The organism is Bathymodiolus japonicus methanotrophic gill symbiont (assembly GCF_019721995.1).
In the GTDB taxonomy this organism is placed as follows: Bacteria; Pseudomonadota; Gammaproteobacteria; order Methylococcales; family Methylomonadaceae; genus Methyloprofundus.
Window position 1 is genome coordinate 100,726 of record NZ_BLYC01000005.1, and the last position, 15,328, is coordinate 116,053.

The window sequence follows — 15,328 nt, forward strand, 5'->3', positions numbered from 1 at the left end:
TTTTTTTGAATAAACCAACAATACACTATGGCACATAAAGCACGTAAACGGTTTGGTCAGAATTTTTTGCATGACCAGCATATTATTGACAATATCCTAGGGTCACTTAATTACCAGCAAGACCAGCACTGGGTTGAAATTGGGCCAGGGCAAGGTGCCCTAACCGAGCCTTTATTAAAGAGTGGCGTACAGTTAGATGTCGTTGAGCTGGATCGAGACCTGGTGAAATTTCTTGGATTCAAATTTGAACAATATGACCAGCTCACCATCCACAGCTCAGATGCCTTAAGGTTTGATTTTTCTGCTTTGGCTAAAACCGGTGAAAAGCTACATATATTAGGCAACCTGCCCTACAATATTTCTACACCGCTAATGTTTCATTTACTGGAAAACACGCCCAGTATAGCCGACATGACTTTTATGCTACAAAAAGAAGTGGTGGATAGAATTTGTGCTGACCCTGGCAGTAAAAAGTACGGCCGCCTCAGCATTATGATGCAGTACTACTGTGCAACAGAACACTTATTTGACGTGCCACCTGAAAGTTTTAACCCTGCGCCTAAAGTTATGTCGTCTATCGTCCGTCTGGAACCACACGCACAAGCTCCAGTGAATGTGGATTCGGTTAAAATGTTAAATACCGTAGTCACCACCGCCTTTTCACAACGGCGTAAAACCTTACGCAATTCACTGAAAAAATTGATTACTGAAGTGGATATTATTGCCTTAGACATCAATCCTACGCTTAGGGCTGAAACCATCTCATTAGCAGACTTTGCTAAATTGAGTCAGTATATAAACCAAAATCCGCTAGAAGAATAAACCTGTAGAGCGGACTTCAGTCCGCAACTCAGCCAATATTCATGTACATTTGCGGATTGAAGTCCGCTCTACAGATAAACAACTCTTATGCTACGTTTTTCAGCCAATTTAAGTTTATTATTTACTGAGCTTCCTTTACAACAACGCTTTAAAGCCGCAAAAGAACAAGGCTTTAGCGCAGTGGATATTCAATTTCCCTATGAATTAAGTGCAGAGACAATACGCCAGGAATTAGACGCGCTACAATTAAAGCTAGTATTGTTTAATGTTACCGCCGATGACTTATTACAAGGTGGCGAGGGTCTGGCCGCAGTACCCGAAAAGCAACAGCAATTTAAACAAGCGATAGCCGAAACATGTTCCTATGCCAGAATTCTCAGACCCAATGCCATTAACATACTGCCCGGCCGTTGTTTCGATAAATCCAGACTTTCCAGCTACCAGCAGACTTTTAATAAAAACCTGCGTCATGCCATTCAGGCGTGCCATGCTACCTCACGAAATTCCGGGACTCCTGTCGCCATAATTCGTTCACCTACGCAGCGGATGGGAGATGCCCTGAACGCCCTGCGTCCGCAACGACTACGCACAAAAGCCGCTTCGTCATTACTACCTCACTGGCTGGACGGCTATTCGGAATGCAATTCTTGCTCCTCTCGCGTGCTGCTAGCACACGTCGAATCAGCGAATTGCCCTGTCGCCTATCAGGGACTAAAAATCACCACTTCGCTAAGCTCCGTTTCCATGATTTTCAGCGGCTGTTATAAGTGATTAAAATCAAAAAGATGGAAATATTCGAGTGGTGCTACCTTCAGGTAGGTTATAGGCTGCTTTGTTTAGGTACTTCTTCTTTCAATGGGAACACTGATGAAAACAATAGCTATTTTTTATTTCAACCAAACTAAAAACCCTTCTGCCAACACCTCACCCTCTTCATTCTCTAGCTCATCATCAGTGTTCCCCTATCAATTGATGCCGTGAAACTAACATCGCCACAAGAGAGCTCATAAAGCACTGTAAAGACATTCCTGTTATTATTGCGTTTTGAACTGCCCGAATGGTATACGAGCTGATACGAGATATTCTTGCCTGGAAAAATAATGGATTCACAAAACGATCTCGTTTTTGAGCCTGTTGCTGCCTTATCTCCAGAGCCTCGCTATATTTTTCATCCGATGGATGAATCAATTCTGGCTGTTGTGTTTTTGAAATCTCTTCAAACACGCGCATTAAATTATAGCTCATTGCAGTCAGGCGCATTTGATTTTCAAGTGAGCGGATATTGGAAGACCAAGCTTTAGTTTCCTTGAAATTACTTTTAGTGTTATTGAATGTCTTTTCAATCGTCCATCGTTTGAAATATAGCATGGCAATGGCTCCAGGGTTAATAGTCATTGGCAAGGTTGTCACAAACCGGTGAAGTTTTCCGGTTTCTGGATCACGGTAATCCACAACGTTAAATTTGATGCCCTTGTTTTCGTACACACTGTATGCTTCAACCCCTGTATTGATCTCATGCTGGGAGTCAAAAGGGATAGACTCAACCAGAGTCGCAATTGAACTTTCTTTTACTCGATGTTCAAGTTTTTCCATCCCATTGCCATCAAACTCTTACCTTCACCCAGCAGAACAATACTTTAATGATGCTGTTGGCCCTAAGCGCCCTAAATCTCTGCCAATCATATGTTTTCCTGATGGCATCAGTTGAAACACATCCTTTATTAATTCACCTAACTCTTTCAGCTTATCACCAGGATCTGGAAACTCTAGCAATGACGTGATGAACTCAAGCAGTACATCCATTTGAGACTTGCGCTGTAAGCTTCCTACGGTATACGCAGGTAGTTTGCTTTCAATGCGGGCTATTTGCTCTAGGTGAAGGAGAAGGCAATGGTCAAACAAAAGACTCAGAATCAGGCCACGGCTTGATCCCTCTTCATCTAATTGTTTGGCCTCACGCCCCCCATCCTTCATAAAGCTTCCAGTCCTCAAAGAAAACCTCAATCAGCCATCTCAACGTATAGGCTTGAATAATATCTTGTGTGCGCCAAGTCAGGTCTGTCGCCACTAAATAGCGATAGTCGTTTTCACCGTCATATTTTAAGGCAATGACAAAGCGTTTTTTACTGTGAGAACTCACCTTTAATCGTGCACTGCTGACAGTCACTTTAATCTCTTTGCCGCCACGTACACGTATTATCTGATGAATGCCTTTGTTAATCGAATTAAAGTGGCTCTCGACTGACCTTATTCTACCTCTATATTCAATATTTTGGTTTTTACGTAATTGGCTAATCACCTGCGAGCCTCCAGATCCTTTAGCGGCTTCGTCCATAAAGGCTTTTTCACCATACAGCGCATCAGCCAGTACGCCTTTAATTTTAATCAGGCTATGCGCAACTTTAAACTCTTTTAATAAGCCTAATGCAATCTCTGTTTTGGTCGGGTAGGCACTGTCACGTTCAGGCTTAATAGGCCGATCTTTTTTTGCTATACCGCTCTTTTTCAACCGTTTATCTTCTTTATCCCACTGCTTTAAGGCTGGATCCGGCATATAAAAGAAAAAACCGACAGGCACTGTAATGGATGAGGTAACTAGCAGCAATAATACTATCGTTTGTCCATTAACATACCCGCCGGAGCCTTTGTGTTTCTGCTTGTAAACCTTATAAATACGTTTTGTAGACTTAGATCGTGCTCGGTCTGATTCATCAAAGACCAACACACCTTCAGTAATGCCATAACGTTTTAAAATTAAGACCACACTCACCCGTAGCAACCAGTCCCAGGGTATACTTGCTTTACGAAACACCCAGGATAATGCGGCTACTTTGCAATCTCCAAGGCTTGCTCGCTCAAACTTAGCCCAGCAAACAGAGTTCATTAGCAGTATGCCCGTTAAACAAGCGCCCAACCAAGCGGCTTGAATCCGTGTCAAAGCGGCTCCGGGTTTTAGCTGATTGAGCGCATCATTCAAATCGTCAATATAGCTTTGGATAAAGGTGGCTGGGCATTCATTAACATGGGCTTACACCGATAAAATTACAACAACCTCAGAATACCTGATTTTACCTTCTCAATATCAAAAACTTGAACATCGAGTTATAGCAAACCCCTACTTAATTCCCCTTAGGCAATAGCATTTGAAACGAATGAAAAGACTATTTTTTTCATATAGTTGTAGCATAGTCTCAATTTTACCATAAATAATTATTGGGAAACTTCAGTTAGATAAAACAGCAATAGAAAACCTTGAACTACTTAGCATTTTTTATGTTGGCATGAAATATAATCAAAACACTGTACTTATCCTTGAATAAATTGCTGGGCAAGCCATATAGTTTCGGCTAAGCATAAAGTTATTACTTAGAGTATAATGATTTCATTATTTACACTTTATCTAACAACAAAATGCCTGAAATTACTATTTATACCAGCACCTTATGCCCCTACTGCACTATGGCAAAACGTCTATTAACTGCAAAGGGGGCAAGCTACAAAGAACTCAATGTCGATTCTACGCATGGCTTACGCGAAGAAATGATGCAAAGAACCAAGCGTAGAACTGTGCCGCAAATCTATATAGGCAAACAGCATATAGGCGGCTTCGATGATTTACGCGCACTAGATTTAAAAAAAGGCCTGGATCCCTTGCTTACCAGATGCTAGTTTTTCAATAGCTTGTCTATAGCACGAGTAAAATAAAAGCAGTACGGTGATCTAGAGTCTAAAACTCGATGTTCAAGTTTTTCCATCCCATTGCCATCAAACTCTTACCTTCACCCAGCAGAACAATACTTTAATGATGCTGTTGGCCCTAAGCGCCCTAAATCTCTGCCAATCATATGTTTTCCTGATGGCATCAGTTGAAACACATCCTTTATTAATTCACCTAACTCTTTCAGCTTATCACCAGGATCTGGAAACTCTAGCAATGACGTGATGAACTCAAGCAGTACATCCATTTGAGACTTGCGCTGTAAGCTTCCTACGGTATACGCAGGTAGTTTGCTTTCAATGCGGGCTATTTGCTCTGTGTGAAGGAGAAGGCAATGGTCAAACAAAAGACTCAGAATCAGGCCACGGCTTGATCCCTCTTCATCTAATTGTTTGGCCTCACGCCCCCATCCTTCATAAAGCTTCCAGTCCTCAAAGAAAACCTCAATCAGCCATCTCAACGTATAGGCTTGAATAATATCTTGTGTGCGCCAAGTCAGGTCTGTCGCCACTAAATAGCGATAGTCGTTTTCACCGTCATATTTTAAGGCTCAGGGAGTCGCTATTTTTGCGAAAGCTTGTTTTGGGCATCCCAGCCCAAGCAAGCAGCAAAAACTTAACGCGACCACTTATGCCTCCGGCGGCCCCGATTCGTCCTCGTCACCTCGTCCCGACCCAACAAGGGGTCGGAACATAGGCTCCAAATGACTTGACGCCGTGTCGGATGGCCTTTTATTTTGTCTCCACCTTCGCTAACGCTCAGACTCCGACAAAACAACGGCCCTACGGCTATCGCGGACTAAAAATCTTCACTTCGCTTAGGCTACGTTTCCCTGATTTTCAGCGAATGACAAAGCGTTTTTTACTGTGAGAACTCACCTTCAATCGTGCACTGCTGACAGTCACTTTAATCTCTTTGCCGCCACGTACACGTATTATCTGATCAATGCCTTTGTTAATCGAATTAAAGTAGCTCTCGACTGACCTTATTCTACCTCTATATTCAATTTTTTGGTTTTTACGTAATTGGCTAATCACCTGCGAGCCTCCAGATTCTTTAGCGGCTTCGTCCATAAAGGCTTTTTCACCATACAGCGCATCAGCCAGTACGCCTTTAATTTTAATCAGGCTATGCGCAACTTTAAACTCTTTTAATAAGCCTAATGCAATCTCTGTTTTGGTCGGGTAGGCACTGTCACGTTCAGGCTTAATAGGCCGATCTTTTTTTGCTATACCGCTCTTTTTCAACCGCTGTCAGCCCCGGACGGGCTGATAGTCTCCAGAAGGCGCAGGGAAATTTGCCAATCCGAAGTGCGCGATAGCGCGCGAGGGAGGCTAAAATTTTATCCCGAATAGCCGTAGAGCCATTTGTGGTAGCCATGACTGATCTGCTTTGTGCTCAGTCTGTGGCGGACGCAGGGCGGCTGGAGCATCTCCTATCGCTGCGTAGGTGAACGAATTACGGCGACAGGAGTCCCGGAATTTCGTGAGGTAGCATGGCGCGCCTGCGTTTATCTTCTTTATCCCACTGCTTTAAGGCTGGATCCGGCATATAAAAGAAAAAACCGACAGGCACTGTAATGGATGAGGTAACTAGCAGCAATAATACTATCGTTTGTCCATTAACATACCCGCCGGAGCCTTTGTGTTTCTGCTTGTAAACCTTATAAATACGTTTTGTAGACTTAGATCGTGCTCGGTCTGATTCATCAAAGGCCAACACACCTTCAGTAATCCCATAACGTTTTAAAATTAAGACCACACTCACCCGTAGCAACCAGTCCCAGGGTATACTTGCTTTACGAAACACCTAGGATAATGCGGCTACTTTGCAATCTCCAAGGCTTGCTCGCTCAAACTTAGCCCAGCAAACAAAGTTCATTAGCAGTATGCCCGTTAAACAAGTGCCCAACCAAGCGGCTTGAATCCGTGTCAAAGCGGCTCCGGGTTTTAGCTGATTGAGCGCATCATTTAAATCGTCAATATAGCTTTGGATAAAGGTGGCTGGGGCATTCATTAACATGGGCTTACACCGATAAAATTACAACAACCTCAGAATACCTGATTTTACCTTCTCAATATCAAAAACTTGAACATCGAGTAAAAGGACACATTATGCAAAAAACGCTGTTACTTACGCTGAAAATCAGGGAAACGTAGCCTAAGCGAAGTGATGATTTTTAGTCCGCGATAGCCGTAGGGCCGTTGTTTTGTCGGAGTCTGAGCGTTAGCGAAGGTGGAGACAAAATAAAAGGCCATCCGACACGGCGTCAAGTCATTTGGAGCCTATGTTCCGACCCCTTGTTGGGTCGGGACGAGGTGACGAGGCCGAATCGGGGCCGCCGGAAGCATAAGTGGTCGCGTTAAGTTTTTGCTGCTTGCTTGGGCTGGGATGCCCAAAACAAGCTTTCGCAAAAATAGCGACTCCCCGATTGCTTTCCTATTCACTACTGTAAATATACAGGCGCAACCTGCCTCACCTGTATTGCAGCTAAATACGGATGGACTGCACGTGCAACTGCACTGGTCAGAAGTTGATAATGCTGCAGGTTATCGTTTGTCTTACGCCCCATACCCCTATCTGGGTTTAGCAACAATCAACAGTCTAGATATGGGTACTGAAACTGACTTTGCCATAGATTTATGGCAAGGGGCGGCTTTCTATGTTGCATTACAAGCCTATGATGCACAAAACCAGAACAGCGACTATTCCAATATCGGCTTTTTGCAAATTCAGGAGCGGGATGCCAACTACCGGCTATACTGGCGCAAAGTCAGCAAGGAAGTCAGTGAGCATAGGTTTACCAGCAATGATTTTTTATATAATTTAAAGCCTAATGTTAGCGACTGCTTTGCCGGTCTCCTTAATGAACAAGCGCAATTCAGACAACTAGATGCGTTTAATCAGACGCGTAAATTACATCAGTTATCGGAGCTTATTTACGCCAGCGATGCTGACCATGAAGTTCAACAGGCATCACTTATTCAACGTGCCAATAACTTTTTAAGCCACACCCCGTCAACGGATGTGGCTTGTTACAGTCAGGCGCGCCATGCTACCTCACGAAATTCCGGGACTCCTGTCGCCATAATTCGTTCACCTACGCAGCGGATGGGAGATGCCCTGAACGCCCTGCGTCCGCAACGACTACGCACAAAAGCCGCTTCGTCATTACTACCTCCGACATCAGTGTTCCCCTATCAATTGATGCCGTGAGACTAACCTCGCCACAAGAGAGCTCATAAAGCACTGTAAAGACATTCCTGTTATTATTGCGTTTTGAACTGCCCGAATGGTATACGAGCTGATACGAGATATTCTTGCCTGGAAAAATAATGGATTCACAAAACGATCTCGTTTTTGAGCCTGTTGCTGCCTTATCTCCAGAGCCTCGCTATATTTTTTATCCGATGGATGAATCAATTCTGGCTGTTGTGTTTTTGAAATCTCTTCAAACACGCGCATTAAATTATAGCTCATTGCAGTCAGGCGCATTTGATTTTCAAGTGAGCGGGTATTGGAAGACCAAGCTTTAGTTTCCTTGAAATTACTTTTAGTGTTATTGAATGTCTTTTCAATCGTCCATCGCTTGAAATACAGCATGGCAATGGTTCCAGGGTTAATAGTCATTGGCAAGGTTGTCACAAACCGGTGAAGTTTTCCGGTTTCTGGATCACGGTAATCCACCACGTTAAATTTGATGCCCTTGTTTTCGTACACACTGTATGCTTCAACCCCTGTATTGATCTCATGGCGGGAGTCAAAAGGGATAGACTCAACCAGAGTCGCAATTGAATTTTCTTTTAGCATTGAAATCATGTAATTAGCATGTCGTTTCTGCCGATCCCACCAGACAAAGTCGGTGACGGCTTTATCGTAGACATAGAGATGTTTCTGAGAGCTGTTATTTCCCTTGTTTTGCTTTTCAATATGATCTCGTAACACAGGTATTTCTTGATGCCTCTGAGTTCCGTTTGTCACCAGACAAAGAAATCTGAGCAACCCACTTCTGAGATTCAACGCGTAAATCCCCCCAGCCGCATAAACTTTCCCCTTGCTGTTTTTTTCAGTATGGCAGGCATGATCAATAAAATGTCCATCCGCTGCTTCTATGGTGTATTCGTCAAGTTCCGGGAATGCTTTAAGATAATCAATGCCTTGCGACAGCAGTGTTTCAGCGTGAAGATGATAGCTCTGCTGTTCAAATGCCTCAAGCATACTTGTTCGTCTATGCGACTTCAGTGATTTAAAATACGTTGAGTGGGGAAGCAGCTGGCCATAAATCTGTTCATTGGTTTGGAGGAAATGGCGACCACTATCGACTACACTGATACAGCGTAATAACCCAAGGCGAATAAAGTCGATATCCTTCAACTCTGGGCATGAACGAGCCCACAAAGGATGACGCTCTGCTAACAGGGAACGTTCCATACTTTCATTGCAGTGTTGGTGAATATGTTCAGAGAGTGGTAGGTCTTTAAGCATGGGTGATATCCGTTTATGAGGTGATTAAAACGGAAATTTTTAGAAAAATTCTTTCGGCAATTGCAAGCTTTATTTGAAATTATTTGTTGTTTTTTTACGGTGCCTACAGAGTGTCTATTTGCTGTTATAAGTGATTAAAATCAAAAAGATGGAAATATTCGAGTGGTGCTACCTTCAGGTAGGTTATAGGCTGCTTTGTTTAGGTACTTCTTCTTTCAATGGGAACACTGATGACCTCCGATGAAAATCAGGGAAACGGAGCCTAAGCGAAGTGATGATTTTTAGTCCGCGATAGCCGTAGGGCCGTTATTTTGTCGGAGTCTGAGCGTTAGCGAAGGTGGAGACAAAATAAAAGGCCATCCGACACGGCGTCAAGTCATTTGGAGCCTATGTTCCGACCCCTTGTTGGGTCGGGACGAGGTGACGAGGACGAATCGGGGCCGCCGGAGGCATAAGTGGTCGCGTTAAGTTTTTGCTGCCGCTGTCAGCCCCGGACGGGCTGATAGTCTCCAGAAGGCGCAGGGAAATTTGCCAATCCGAAGTGCGCGATAGCGCGCGAGGGAGGCTAAAATTTTATCCCGAATAGCCGTAGAGCCATTTGTGGTAGCCATGACTGAGCTGCTTTGTGCTCAGTCTGTGGCGGACGCAGGGCGGCTGGAGCATCTCCTATTCGCTGCGTAGGTGAACGAATTACGGCGACAGGAGTCCCGGAATTTCGTGAGGTAGCATGGCGCGCCTGTTGCTTGGGCTGGGATGCCAAAAACAAGCTTTCGCAAAAATAGCGACTCCCCAAACTGGCTGGACGGCTATTCGGAATGCAATTCTTGCTCCTCTCGCGTGCTGCTAGCACACGTCGAATCAGCGAATTGCCCTGTCGCCTATCAGGGACTAAAAATCACCACTTCGCTAACCTATCTTCGTGACATATACAGTCAATTTCCCATTATTTCAATGAGTTAGATTTTTCAATCGGCCCCAGTTGGCACTACAGGTTTCATATCAACGATCGTTTTAACTTTTCCAATCGGGTCGGGGTTAATATTCAACGCAGTGTATATTTGTTTTTGTCTGGTTTCTGCTTTGCTTGTGGTTCGCAGGTGAATGATTGTATCGTTATCCGTGGGTAAAGTAATGGTCATGCGTTGCTGGGTCGACATCCTGTTGCGAATGCTTTCCCAGCTTAGATGGATGTCCTGCAATCTAAGTTGATAACGCAGTACATGTACCAGGTGGTAAGCTAATAATGTGATGAATAGGTGTCCGGTAACCCGCTCTTCTTTTTTGTGATAGACAGGGCGCAAGCCTAGCTCGGTTTTCAGGCTTCTAAAGGTCGCTTCAATCTCAGTCAGCATGGTATAGGTTAGCCATAACTGTTCTTCCGACCAGTCAGGGATATTCGTTCTTAGGCAGTAAACACCACAGTGCTTATCTTTTTGGTCACTTTCAGGTTTACGTTGCCATTCTATACCGATGGCTTTGTTTTTTTTGTCATCCGCGATAACGTTAATGGTGTAATCTGCAGCAACACGGCTATGTTTTTCACGTAGTCGTCCGATACGTTCCAGTATTTTGTCGTATTTTTTAAGGGTGCCTTTTTTGCTCAGACCTGTGTGCAGTTTTTCCAGGGCCTCTTCCAGACGAGCATGGAAGCGATTACGGATACCTTGTTCTTTTTTTGCTTTTTGTTCTGAATGACAATAGAGTCGGGTTTCCCCGGTTTCTTGATCAACTTCACGATAAACAACAACATTGCTGTCCCGGGTATCCCTGACCGCTACCGGAGTTTTCTGATCTCTTGGGTTTTTTACATGTTGTTCTCGACTGACAACGAGATAATGATAATCTTGTTCGATTAACCAGGCAATATTGTCAGCGCTGGCAATGCCGGCATCCATGATAACCACCGGCTTTATTTGATGAAAGGGATCCTTGTCTCGCAGTTCGTCAAGCATCAGTTTCAAGGTCGCGGGCTCACTGGCGTTGCCGGGAAAAACCTGACTACTCAATGGAAAGCCGTCACCATCCAGAACCAGCCCCAGAGTAACCAACGGGCAATCAGTGCGTTTCTCTTTAGAGCGACCGAATTTCGCTTTCGGGTTTCGGGCGCACTGGCCTTCAAAATAAGTATTGGTCAGATCGTACAATACAATCTTGCGGTTTAAATTGAACAACGTCTGCTCTCGGTCAGCCAGAAAATATTCAAGAGTTGCCTGATGTTTGAGTAGCTTGTCACTGACTGTATATAATCGCGTCAGGCTGGTGTTACCGTAGTCATGACCCAGTAATTCGCCCAGGCCTGTTCGATTTTGCAACCAGTCATGTGTTTGCAGTTCACTGCCGGGTGAAACCATACGTCCTATGATAGTGCCCAGGGCCGTCGCCGTATCTACTTTATTAAAGCCCAGCGCCATGAGTTTTTCGTCTAGCTGTAACTGCTGTGCGGCATGCAGTGCCAGGGTTTCAACACCAATACTACGGGCATTAATGGCTTCGACATGATTAATATCGACATGATGAAAATCTCGCGTTGTTGTTTTTGAATCTAGCGGTTGTGACAGTTTTGCAGTCATCAGTGAGCTATAGCGCTGGGCTGTTGCTTCCAGAAGTTGATTTAAATCATCGGCTAAATTGAATAGCTCTTCCTGATGTGGTTCCAAACCTTGCTGTAATTGTTCGATTCTGGCCGTCAGCAAGGGCCAGTACTTTTTATCAATCGTAAAGTCCGCACCTATATTGAGCAATGTACGTTGCTTGACTTGTTTTCCTATACGCACAGATTCTACAATGCGGTAAGTGAAATAAGCTGAGCCGTCTTTTCGGGGAGTCGCTATTTTTGCGAAAGCTTGTTTTGGGCATCCCAGCCCAAGCAAGCAGCAAAAACTTAACGCGACCACTTATGCCTCCGGCGGCCCCGATTCGTCCTCGTCACCTCGTCCCGACCCAACAAGGGGTCGGAACATAGGCTCCAAATGACTTGACGCCGTGTCGGATGGCCTTTTATTTTGTCTCCACCTTCGCTAACGCTCAGACTCCGACAAAACAACGGCCCTACGGCTATCGCGGACTAAAAATCTTCACTTCGCTAAAGCTCCGTTTCCAGGATTTTCAGCGAAGGCTTTTTGTTTTGGTTCTTCGAATATACATACCACTAGCATCGGTGAAAAATCAGGGAAAATCAAAGGTCAGAGCAAGTTAAGATGGCACTACAGAGACCCTCAAAAAAAACACCATTGATTCTAAAGGGATTTTTACGATGAATTTTTAATGCGAATTATAAATCAATGACTTGAAGAGATAAAAGTGACGAAGATAGGTTAAAGACCTACCACTCTCTGAACATATTCACCAACACTGCAATGAAAGTATGGAACGTGCCCTGTTAGCAGAGCGTCATCCTTTGTGGTCTCGTTCATGCCCAGAGTTGAAGGATATCGACTTTATTCGCCTTGGGTTATTACGCTGTATCAGTGTAGTCGATAGTGGTCGCCATTTCCTCCAAACCAATGAACAGATTTATGGCCAGCTGCTTCCCCACTCAACGTATTTTAAATCACTGAAGTCGCATAGACGAACAAGTATGCTTGAGGCATTTGAACAGCAGAGCTACCATCTTCACTCTGAAACACTGCTATCGCAAGACATTGATTATCTTAAAGCATTACCGGAACTTGACGAATACACCATAGAAGCAGCGGATGGACATTTTATTGATCATGCCTGCCATACTGAAAAAAACAGTAAGGGGAAAGTTTATGCGGCCGGGGGGATTTACGCGTTGAATCTCAGAAGTGGGTTGCTCAGATTTCTTTGTCTGGTGACAAACGGAACTCAGAGACATCAAGAAATACCTGTGTTCGGGGAGTCGCTATTTTTGCGAAAGCTTGTTTTGGGCATCCCAGCCCAAGCAAGCAGCAAAAACTTAACGCGACCACTTATGCCTCCGGCGGCCCCGATTCGTCCTCGTCACCTCGTCCCGACCCAACAAGGGGTCGGAACATAGGCTCCAAATGACTTGACGCCGTGTCGGATGGCCTTTTATTTTGTCTCCACCTTCGCTAACGCTCAGACTCCGACAAAACAACGGCCCTACGGCTATCGCGGACTAAAAATCTTCACTTCGCTAAAGCTCCGTTTCCAGGATTTTCAGCGTACGAGATCATATTGAAAAGCAAAACAAGGGAAATAACAGCTCTCAGAAACATCTCTATGTCTACGATAAAGCCGTCACCGACTTTGTCTGGTGGGATCGGCAGAAACGACATGCTAATTACATGATTTCAATGCTAAAAGAAAATTCAATTGCGACTCTGGTTGAGTCTATCCCTTTTGACTCCCAGCATGAGATCAATACAGGAGTTGAAGCATACAGTGTGTACGAAAACAAGGGCATCAAATTTAACGTTGTGGATTACCGTGATCCAGAAACCGGAAAACTTCACCGGTTTGTGACAACCTTGCCAATGACTATTAACCCTGGAACCATTGCCATGCTGTATTTCAAGCGATGGACGATTGAAAAGACATTCAATAACACTAAAAGTAATTTCAAGGAAACTAAAGCTTGGTCTTCCAATACCCGCTCACTTGAAAATCAAATGCGCCTGACTGCAATGAGCTATAATTTAATGCGCGTGTTTGAAGAGATTTCAAAAACACAACAGCCAGAATTGATTCATCCATCGGATAAAAAATATAGCGAGGCTCTGGAGATAAGGCAGCAACAGGCTCAAAAACGAGATCGTTTTGTGAATCCATTATTTTTCCAGGCAAGAATATCTCGTATCAGCTCGTATACCATTCGGGCAGTTCAAAACGCAATAATAACAGGAATGTCTTTACAGTGCTTTATGAGCTCTCTTGTGGCGAGGTTAGTTTCACGGCCTCAATTGATAGGGGAACCAGGCGCGCCATGCTACCTCACGAAATTCTGGGACTCCTGTCGCCATAATTCGTTCACCTACGCAGCGGATGGGAGATGCCCTGAACGCCCTGCGTCCGCAACGACTACGCACAAAAGCCGCTTCGTCATTACTACCTCACTGGCTGGACGGCTATTCGGAATGCAATTCTTGCTCCTCTCGCGTGCTGCTAGCACACGTCGAATCAGCGAATTGCCCTGTCGCCTATCAGGGACTAAAAATCACCACTTCGCTAAGCTCCGTTTCCATGATTTTCAGCGACTGATGTGTTATCTACAACATTAGGGAGACTTATGAATAATTTTATCAATATACCCAAAGAAAAAGACACATACATTATCGACCAGAAAGAAATCACCATAAAAGGCATCCCAGCTTTAAAGCAGCACTGGAGATGGGATGGAATCATTGTCGACAGCCTGATTTTCAACAGTTCTGAATTCGTATAATAAGTGCATAACCCTCTGCAAGTATTGGCTAGACTAACACCTGTTGAATTAAGACAAGACATAGGTGTAAAGTAAACAGCTACCAAACAATTTACAGAGGCTACAAATGAGCTATACACACCTATGTCCTGAAGAAAGATATTATATAGAAATTGAATTAAAAAAGGGAACTTCACAGAATAAAATAGCAGAAGCCTTAGAACGAAGCCAAAGCAATATTTCACGCGAGATTAAACGCAATACAGGTCAAAGAGGCTACAGGCATAAACAAGCAGAAGATTTTGCCCAAGAACGACACAAAAACAAGCCTAAAGAGGTTAAATTAACGGATGAAATAAAAGGCATTGTTAATGTTCGCATTGAGGATGACTGGAGTCCTGAGCAGATTGCAGGGCGGTTAAAACAAGAAGGTATAATTAGTCTTCATCATGAAACAATCTACCAGCATATTCTGGCGGACAAAAAGGCAGGGGGTGAACTATACAAGCATCTTCGGCATCAGAACAAAACCTATCGCAAGCGGTATGGGTCAGCCCATAATAGGACAGGAATCCCTAATAGAGTCGATATAGATGAGCGTCCTGAAGAGGTCAACAACCGTAAGCGTATAGGTGATTGGGAGGCAGATACAATCATTGGGAAAAATCACAAAGGGGCGATTGTAACGTTGGATGAGCGAGTCTCTAAATTACGGTTGGCCTTCCCTTTAGCGGGGAAAAAGGCTCAATATGTATTAGACGCAACTATTTTAATGCTTGATCCTATAAAAAGCTTTGTTAAAACAATTACTTTTGATAACGGGAAAGAGTCGCCCTAAAAAGTGTCTCAATTACAAAACACCTTATGAGGTATTTGAAGAGCTGACTGGGATAGATATGAAAAATTTATTGGGTTATGTACTTATGACTTGAATTCAGGAGTAAAGATGTTGCCCA

Annotated in this window: 27 protein-coding genes and 1 pseudogene; 14 read left to right on the forward strand and 14 right to left on the reverse strand. The window is 44.0% G+C overall.

The genetic code is table 11. The features are described 5' to 3' along the window. Positions 1 to 27: 27 nt before the first annotated feature. Complete coding sequence (gene rsmA / locus K6984_RS09220; protein ID WP_221895262.1) at positions 28 to 822, forward strand: 16S rRNA (adenine(1518)-N(6)/adenine(1519)-N(6))-dimethyltransferase RsmA; 795 nt, start codon at positions 28 to 30, stop codon at positions 820 to 822. A gap of 285 nt (positions 823 to 1,107) precedes the next feature. Here rsmA and K6984_RS09225 read toward each other — a convergent pair whose 3' ends face one another. Beyond that, a complete protein-coding gene (locus K6984_RS09225) occupies positions 1,108 to 1,311 on the reverse strand; it encodes a hypothetical protein (protein WP_221895263.1) in 204 nt (67 codons plus the stop codon). 57 nt (positions 1,312 to 1,368) lie between these two features. Between K6984_RS09225 and K6984_RS09230 the strand changes: the two genes are divergently transcribed. Further along, positions 1,369 to 1,593 carry a hypothetical protein gene (locus K6984_RS09230; RefSeq protein WP_221895264.1) on the forward strand — a complete coding sequence of 75 codons (225 nt, stop codon included), beginning with the start codon at positions 1,369 to 1,371 and terminating at the stop codon, positions 1,591 to 1,593. A 180-nt stretch (positions 1,594 to 1,773) separates the two neighbouring features. Here K6984_RS09230 and K6984_RS09235 read toward each other — a convergent pair whose 3' ends face one another. From K6984_RS09235 to K6984_RS09240, 3 genes are read right to left on the reverse strand one after another with little or no spacing between them, the layout of a single operon-like run. Continuing rightward, positions 1,774 to 2,415: a transposase gene (locus K6984_RS09235; protein ID WP_221895265.1), complete on the reverse strand. Its 642-nt coding sequence runs from the start codon at positions 2,413 to 2,415 to the stop codon at positions 1,774 to 1,776. A gap of 24 nt (positions 2,416 to 2,439) precedes the next feature. After that, the gene (locus tag K6984_RS30810) at positions 2,440 to 2,796 is read right to left on the reverse strand and encodes a hypothetical protein (RefSeq protein ID WP_230987994.1); all 357 of its coding nucleotides are present in this window, start codon (positions 2,794 to 2,796) and stop codon (positions 2,440 to 2,442) included. Further along, positions 2,777 to 3,799 carry a transposase gene (locus tag K6984_RS09240; RefSeq protein WP_230987995.1) on the reverse strand — a complete coding sequence of 341 codons (1,023 nt, stop codon included), beginning with the start codon at positions 3,797 to 3,799 and terminating at the stop codon, positions 2,777 to 2,779. Before K6984_RS09240 ends, K6984_RS30810 begins: the two co-directional genes overlap by 20 nt. Positions 3,800 to 4,233: 434 nt before the next feature. On the opposite strand from K6984_RS09240, the gene grxC reads away from it, so the two are divergent. After that, on the forward strand, positions 4,234 to 4,491 hold the full coding sequence (grxC, locus tag K6984_RS09245; RefSeq protein ID WP_221895266.1) for a glutaredoxin 3: 258 nt from the start codon (positions 4,234 to 4,236) through the stop codon (positions 4,489 to 4,491). A gap of 110 nt (positions 4,492 to 4,601) precedes the next feature. Here the strand turns inward: grxC and K6984_RS09250 are convergent, their stop codons facing one another. After that, a complete protein-coding gene (locus K6984_RS09250; RefSeq protein WP_221895267.1) occupies positions 4,602 to 5,051 on the reverse strand; it encodes a hypothetical protein in 450 nt (149 codons plus the stop codon). A 56-nt stretch (positions 5,052 to 5,107) separates the two neighbouring features. Between K6984_RS09250 and K6984_RS33010 the strand changes: the two genes are divergently transcribed. Together K6984_RS33010 and K6984_RS09255 are read left to right on the forward strand one after the other, a co-directional pair. Beyond that, positions 5,108 to 5,236 (forward strand): hypothetical protein, encoded by a 129-nt coding sequence (locus K6984_RS33010; RefSeq protein WP_263458596.1) that lies wholly within the window; start codon positions 5,108 to 5,110, stop codon positions 5,234 to 5,236. A 27-nt stretch (positions 5,237 to 5,263) separates the two neighbouring features. Then, entirely contained in the window at positions 5,264 to 5,410 is a 147-nt protein-coding gene (locus K6984_RS09255; protein WP_221895268.1) for a hypothetical protein, read from the forward strand. Here K6984_RS09255 and K6984_RS09260 read toward each other — a convergent pair. From K6984_RS09260 to K6984_RS09285, 8 genes are all read right to left on the reverse strand, one after another. Further along, positions 5,380 to 5,787: a hypothetical protein gene (locus tag K6984_RS09260; protein ID WP_221895269.1), complete on the reverse strand. Its 408-nt coding sequence runs from the start codon at positions 5,785 to 5,787 to the stop codon at positions 5,380 to 5,382. The genes K6984_RS09255 and K6984_RS09260 overlap by 31 nt on opposite strands. Then, positions 5,747 to 5,920 (reverse strand): hypothetical protein, encoded by a 174-nt coding sequence (locus K6984_RS09265; protein ID WP_221895270.1) that lies wholly within the window; start codon positions 5,918 to 5,920, stop codon positions 5,747 to 5,749. The genes K6984_RS09260 and K6984_RS09265 overlap by 41 nt, the downstream gene beginning before the upstream one ends. Positions 5,921 to 5,998: 78 nt before the next feature. Continuing rightward, complete coding sequence (locus tag K6984_RS09270) at positions 5,999 to 6,349, reverse strand: transposase (RefSeq protein WP_221895271.1); 351 nt, start codon at positions 6,347 to 6,349, stop codon at positions 5,999 to 6,001. Continuing rightward, positions 6,350 to 6,562: a hypothetical protein gene (locus tag K6984_RS09275; protein WP_221895272.1), complete on the reverse strand. Its 213-nt coding sequence runs from the start codon at positions 6,560 to 6,562 to the stop codon at positions 6,350 to 6,352. It lies immediately after the preceding gene. 107 nt (positions 6,563 to 6,669) lie between these two features. Continuing rightward, a complete protein-coding gene (locus tag K6984_RS33015) occupies positions 6,670 to 6,798 on the reverse strand; it encodes a hypothetical protein (RefSeq protein ID WP_263458690.1) in 129 nt (42 codons plus the stop codon). Positions 6,799 to 6,825: 27 nt separating this feature from the next. After that, a complete protein-coding gene (locus tag K6984_RS33020) occupies positions 6,826 to 6,954 on the reverse strand; it encodes a hypothetical protein (protein WP_263458691.1) in 129 nt (42 codons plus the stop codon). Between the two features lie 772 nt (positions 6,955 to 7,726). After that, on the reverse strand, positions 7,727 to 9,025 hold the full coding sequence (locus K6984_RS09280; protein ID WP_221895273.1) for a transposase: 1,299 nt from the start codon (positions 9,023 to 9,025) through the stop codon (positions 7,727 to 7,729). A gap of 464 nt (positions 9,026 to 9,489) precedes the next feature. Then, a complete protein-coding gene (locus K6984_RS09285) occupies positions 9,490 to 9,636 on the reverse strand; it encodes a hypothetical protein (RefSeq protein WP_221895274.1) in 147 nt (48 codons plus the stop codon). A 12-nt stretch (positions 9,637 to 9,648) separates the two neighbouring features. Here K6984_RS09285 and K6984_RS09290 point away from each other — a divergent pair, with 12 nt between their 5' ends. Together K6984_RS09290 and K6984_RS09295 are read left to right on the forward strand one after the other, a co-directional pair. After that, positions 9,649 to 9,807 (forward strand): hypothetical protein, encoded by a 159-nt coding sequence (locus K6984_RS09290; protein WP_221895275.1) that lies wholly within the window; start codon positions 9,649 to 9,651, stop codon positions 9,805 to 9,807. Next, entirely contained in the window at positions 9,779 to 9,985 is a 207-nt protein-coding gene (locus K6984_RS09295) for a hypothetical protein (RefSeq protein WP_221895276.1), read from the forward strand. Before K6984_RS09290 ends, K6984_RS09295 begins: the two co-directional genes overlap by 29 nt. A 5-nt stretch (positions 9,986 to 9,990) precedes the next feature. Here K6984_RS09295 and K6984_RS09300 read toward each other — a convergent pair whose 3' ends face one another. Further along, positions 9,991 to 11,856, reverse strand: coding sequence for an IS1634 family transposase (locus K6984_RS09300; protein ID WP_420831654.1), 1,866 nt, complete (start codon positions 11,854 to 11,856; stop codon positions 9,991 to 9,993). Positions 11,857 to 11,858: 2 nt separating this feature from the next. On the opposite strand from K6984_RS09300, the gene K6984_RS33025 reads away from it, so the two are divergent. The 7 genes and pseudogenes from K6984_RS33025 (at position 11,859) to K6984_RS09330 (ending at position 15,304) form a co-directional block, all read left to right on the forward strand. Beyond that, a complete protein-coding gene (locus K6984_RS33025; protein WP_263458596.1) occupies positions 11,859 to 11,987 on the forward strand; it encodes a hypothetical protein in 129 nt (42 codons plus the stop codon). Between the two features lie 27 nt (positions 11,988 to 12,014). Further along, positions 12,015 to 12,221 (forward strand): hypothetical protein, encoded by a 207-nt coding sequence (locus K6984_RS09305; RefSeq protein WP_221895278.1) that lies wholly within the window; start codon positions 12,015 to 12,017, stop codon positions 12,219 to 12,221. A 168-nt stretch (positions 12,222 to 12,389) separates the two neighbouring features. Beyond that, positions 12,390 to 13,025, forward strand: a complete 636-nt coding sequence (locus K6984_RS09310; protein WP_221895279.1) for a hypothetical protein — start codon at positions 12,390 to 12,392, stop codon at positions 13,023 to 13,025. 27 nt (positions 13,026 to 13,052) lie between these two features. After that, positions 13,053 to 13,190, forward strand: a complete 138-nt coding sequence (locus K6984_RS09315; protein WP_221895280.1) for a hypothetical protein — start codon at positions 13,053 to 13,055, stop codon at positions 13,188 to 13,190. 106 nt (positions 13,191 to 13,296) lie between these two features. Then, a complete protein-coding gene (locus tag K6984_RS09320) occupies positions 13,297 to 14,229 on the forward strand; it encodes a transposase (RefSeq protein WP_221895281.1) in 933 nt (310 codons plus the stop codon). Beyond that, positions 14,211 to 14,393, forward strand: a complete 183-nt coding sequence (locus K6984_RS09325; RefSeq protein WP_221895282.1) for a hypothetical protein — start codon at positions 14,211 to 14,213, stop codon at positions 14,391 to 14,393. The genes K6984_RS09320 and K6984_RS09325 overlap by 19 nt, the downstream gene beginning before the upstream one ends. A 106-nt stretch (positions 14,394 to 14,499) precedes the next feature. After that, positions 14,500 to 15,304: pseudogene (locus K6984_RS09330) on the forward strand (IS30 family transposase). Positions 15,305 to 15,328: the final 24 nt, after the last annotated feature.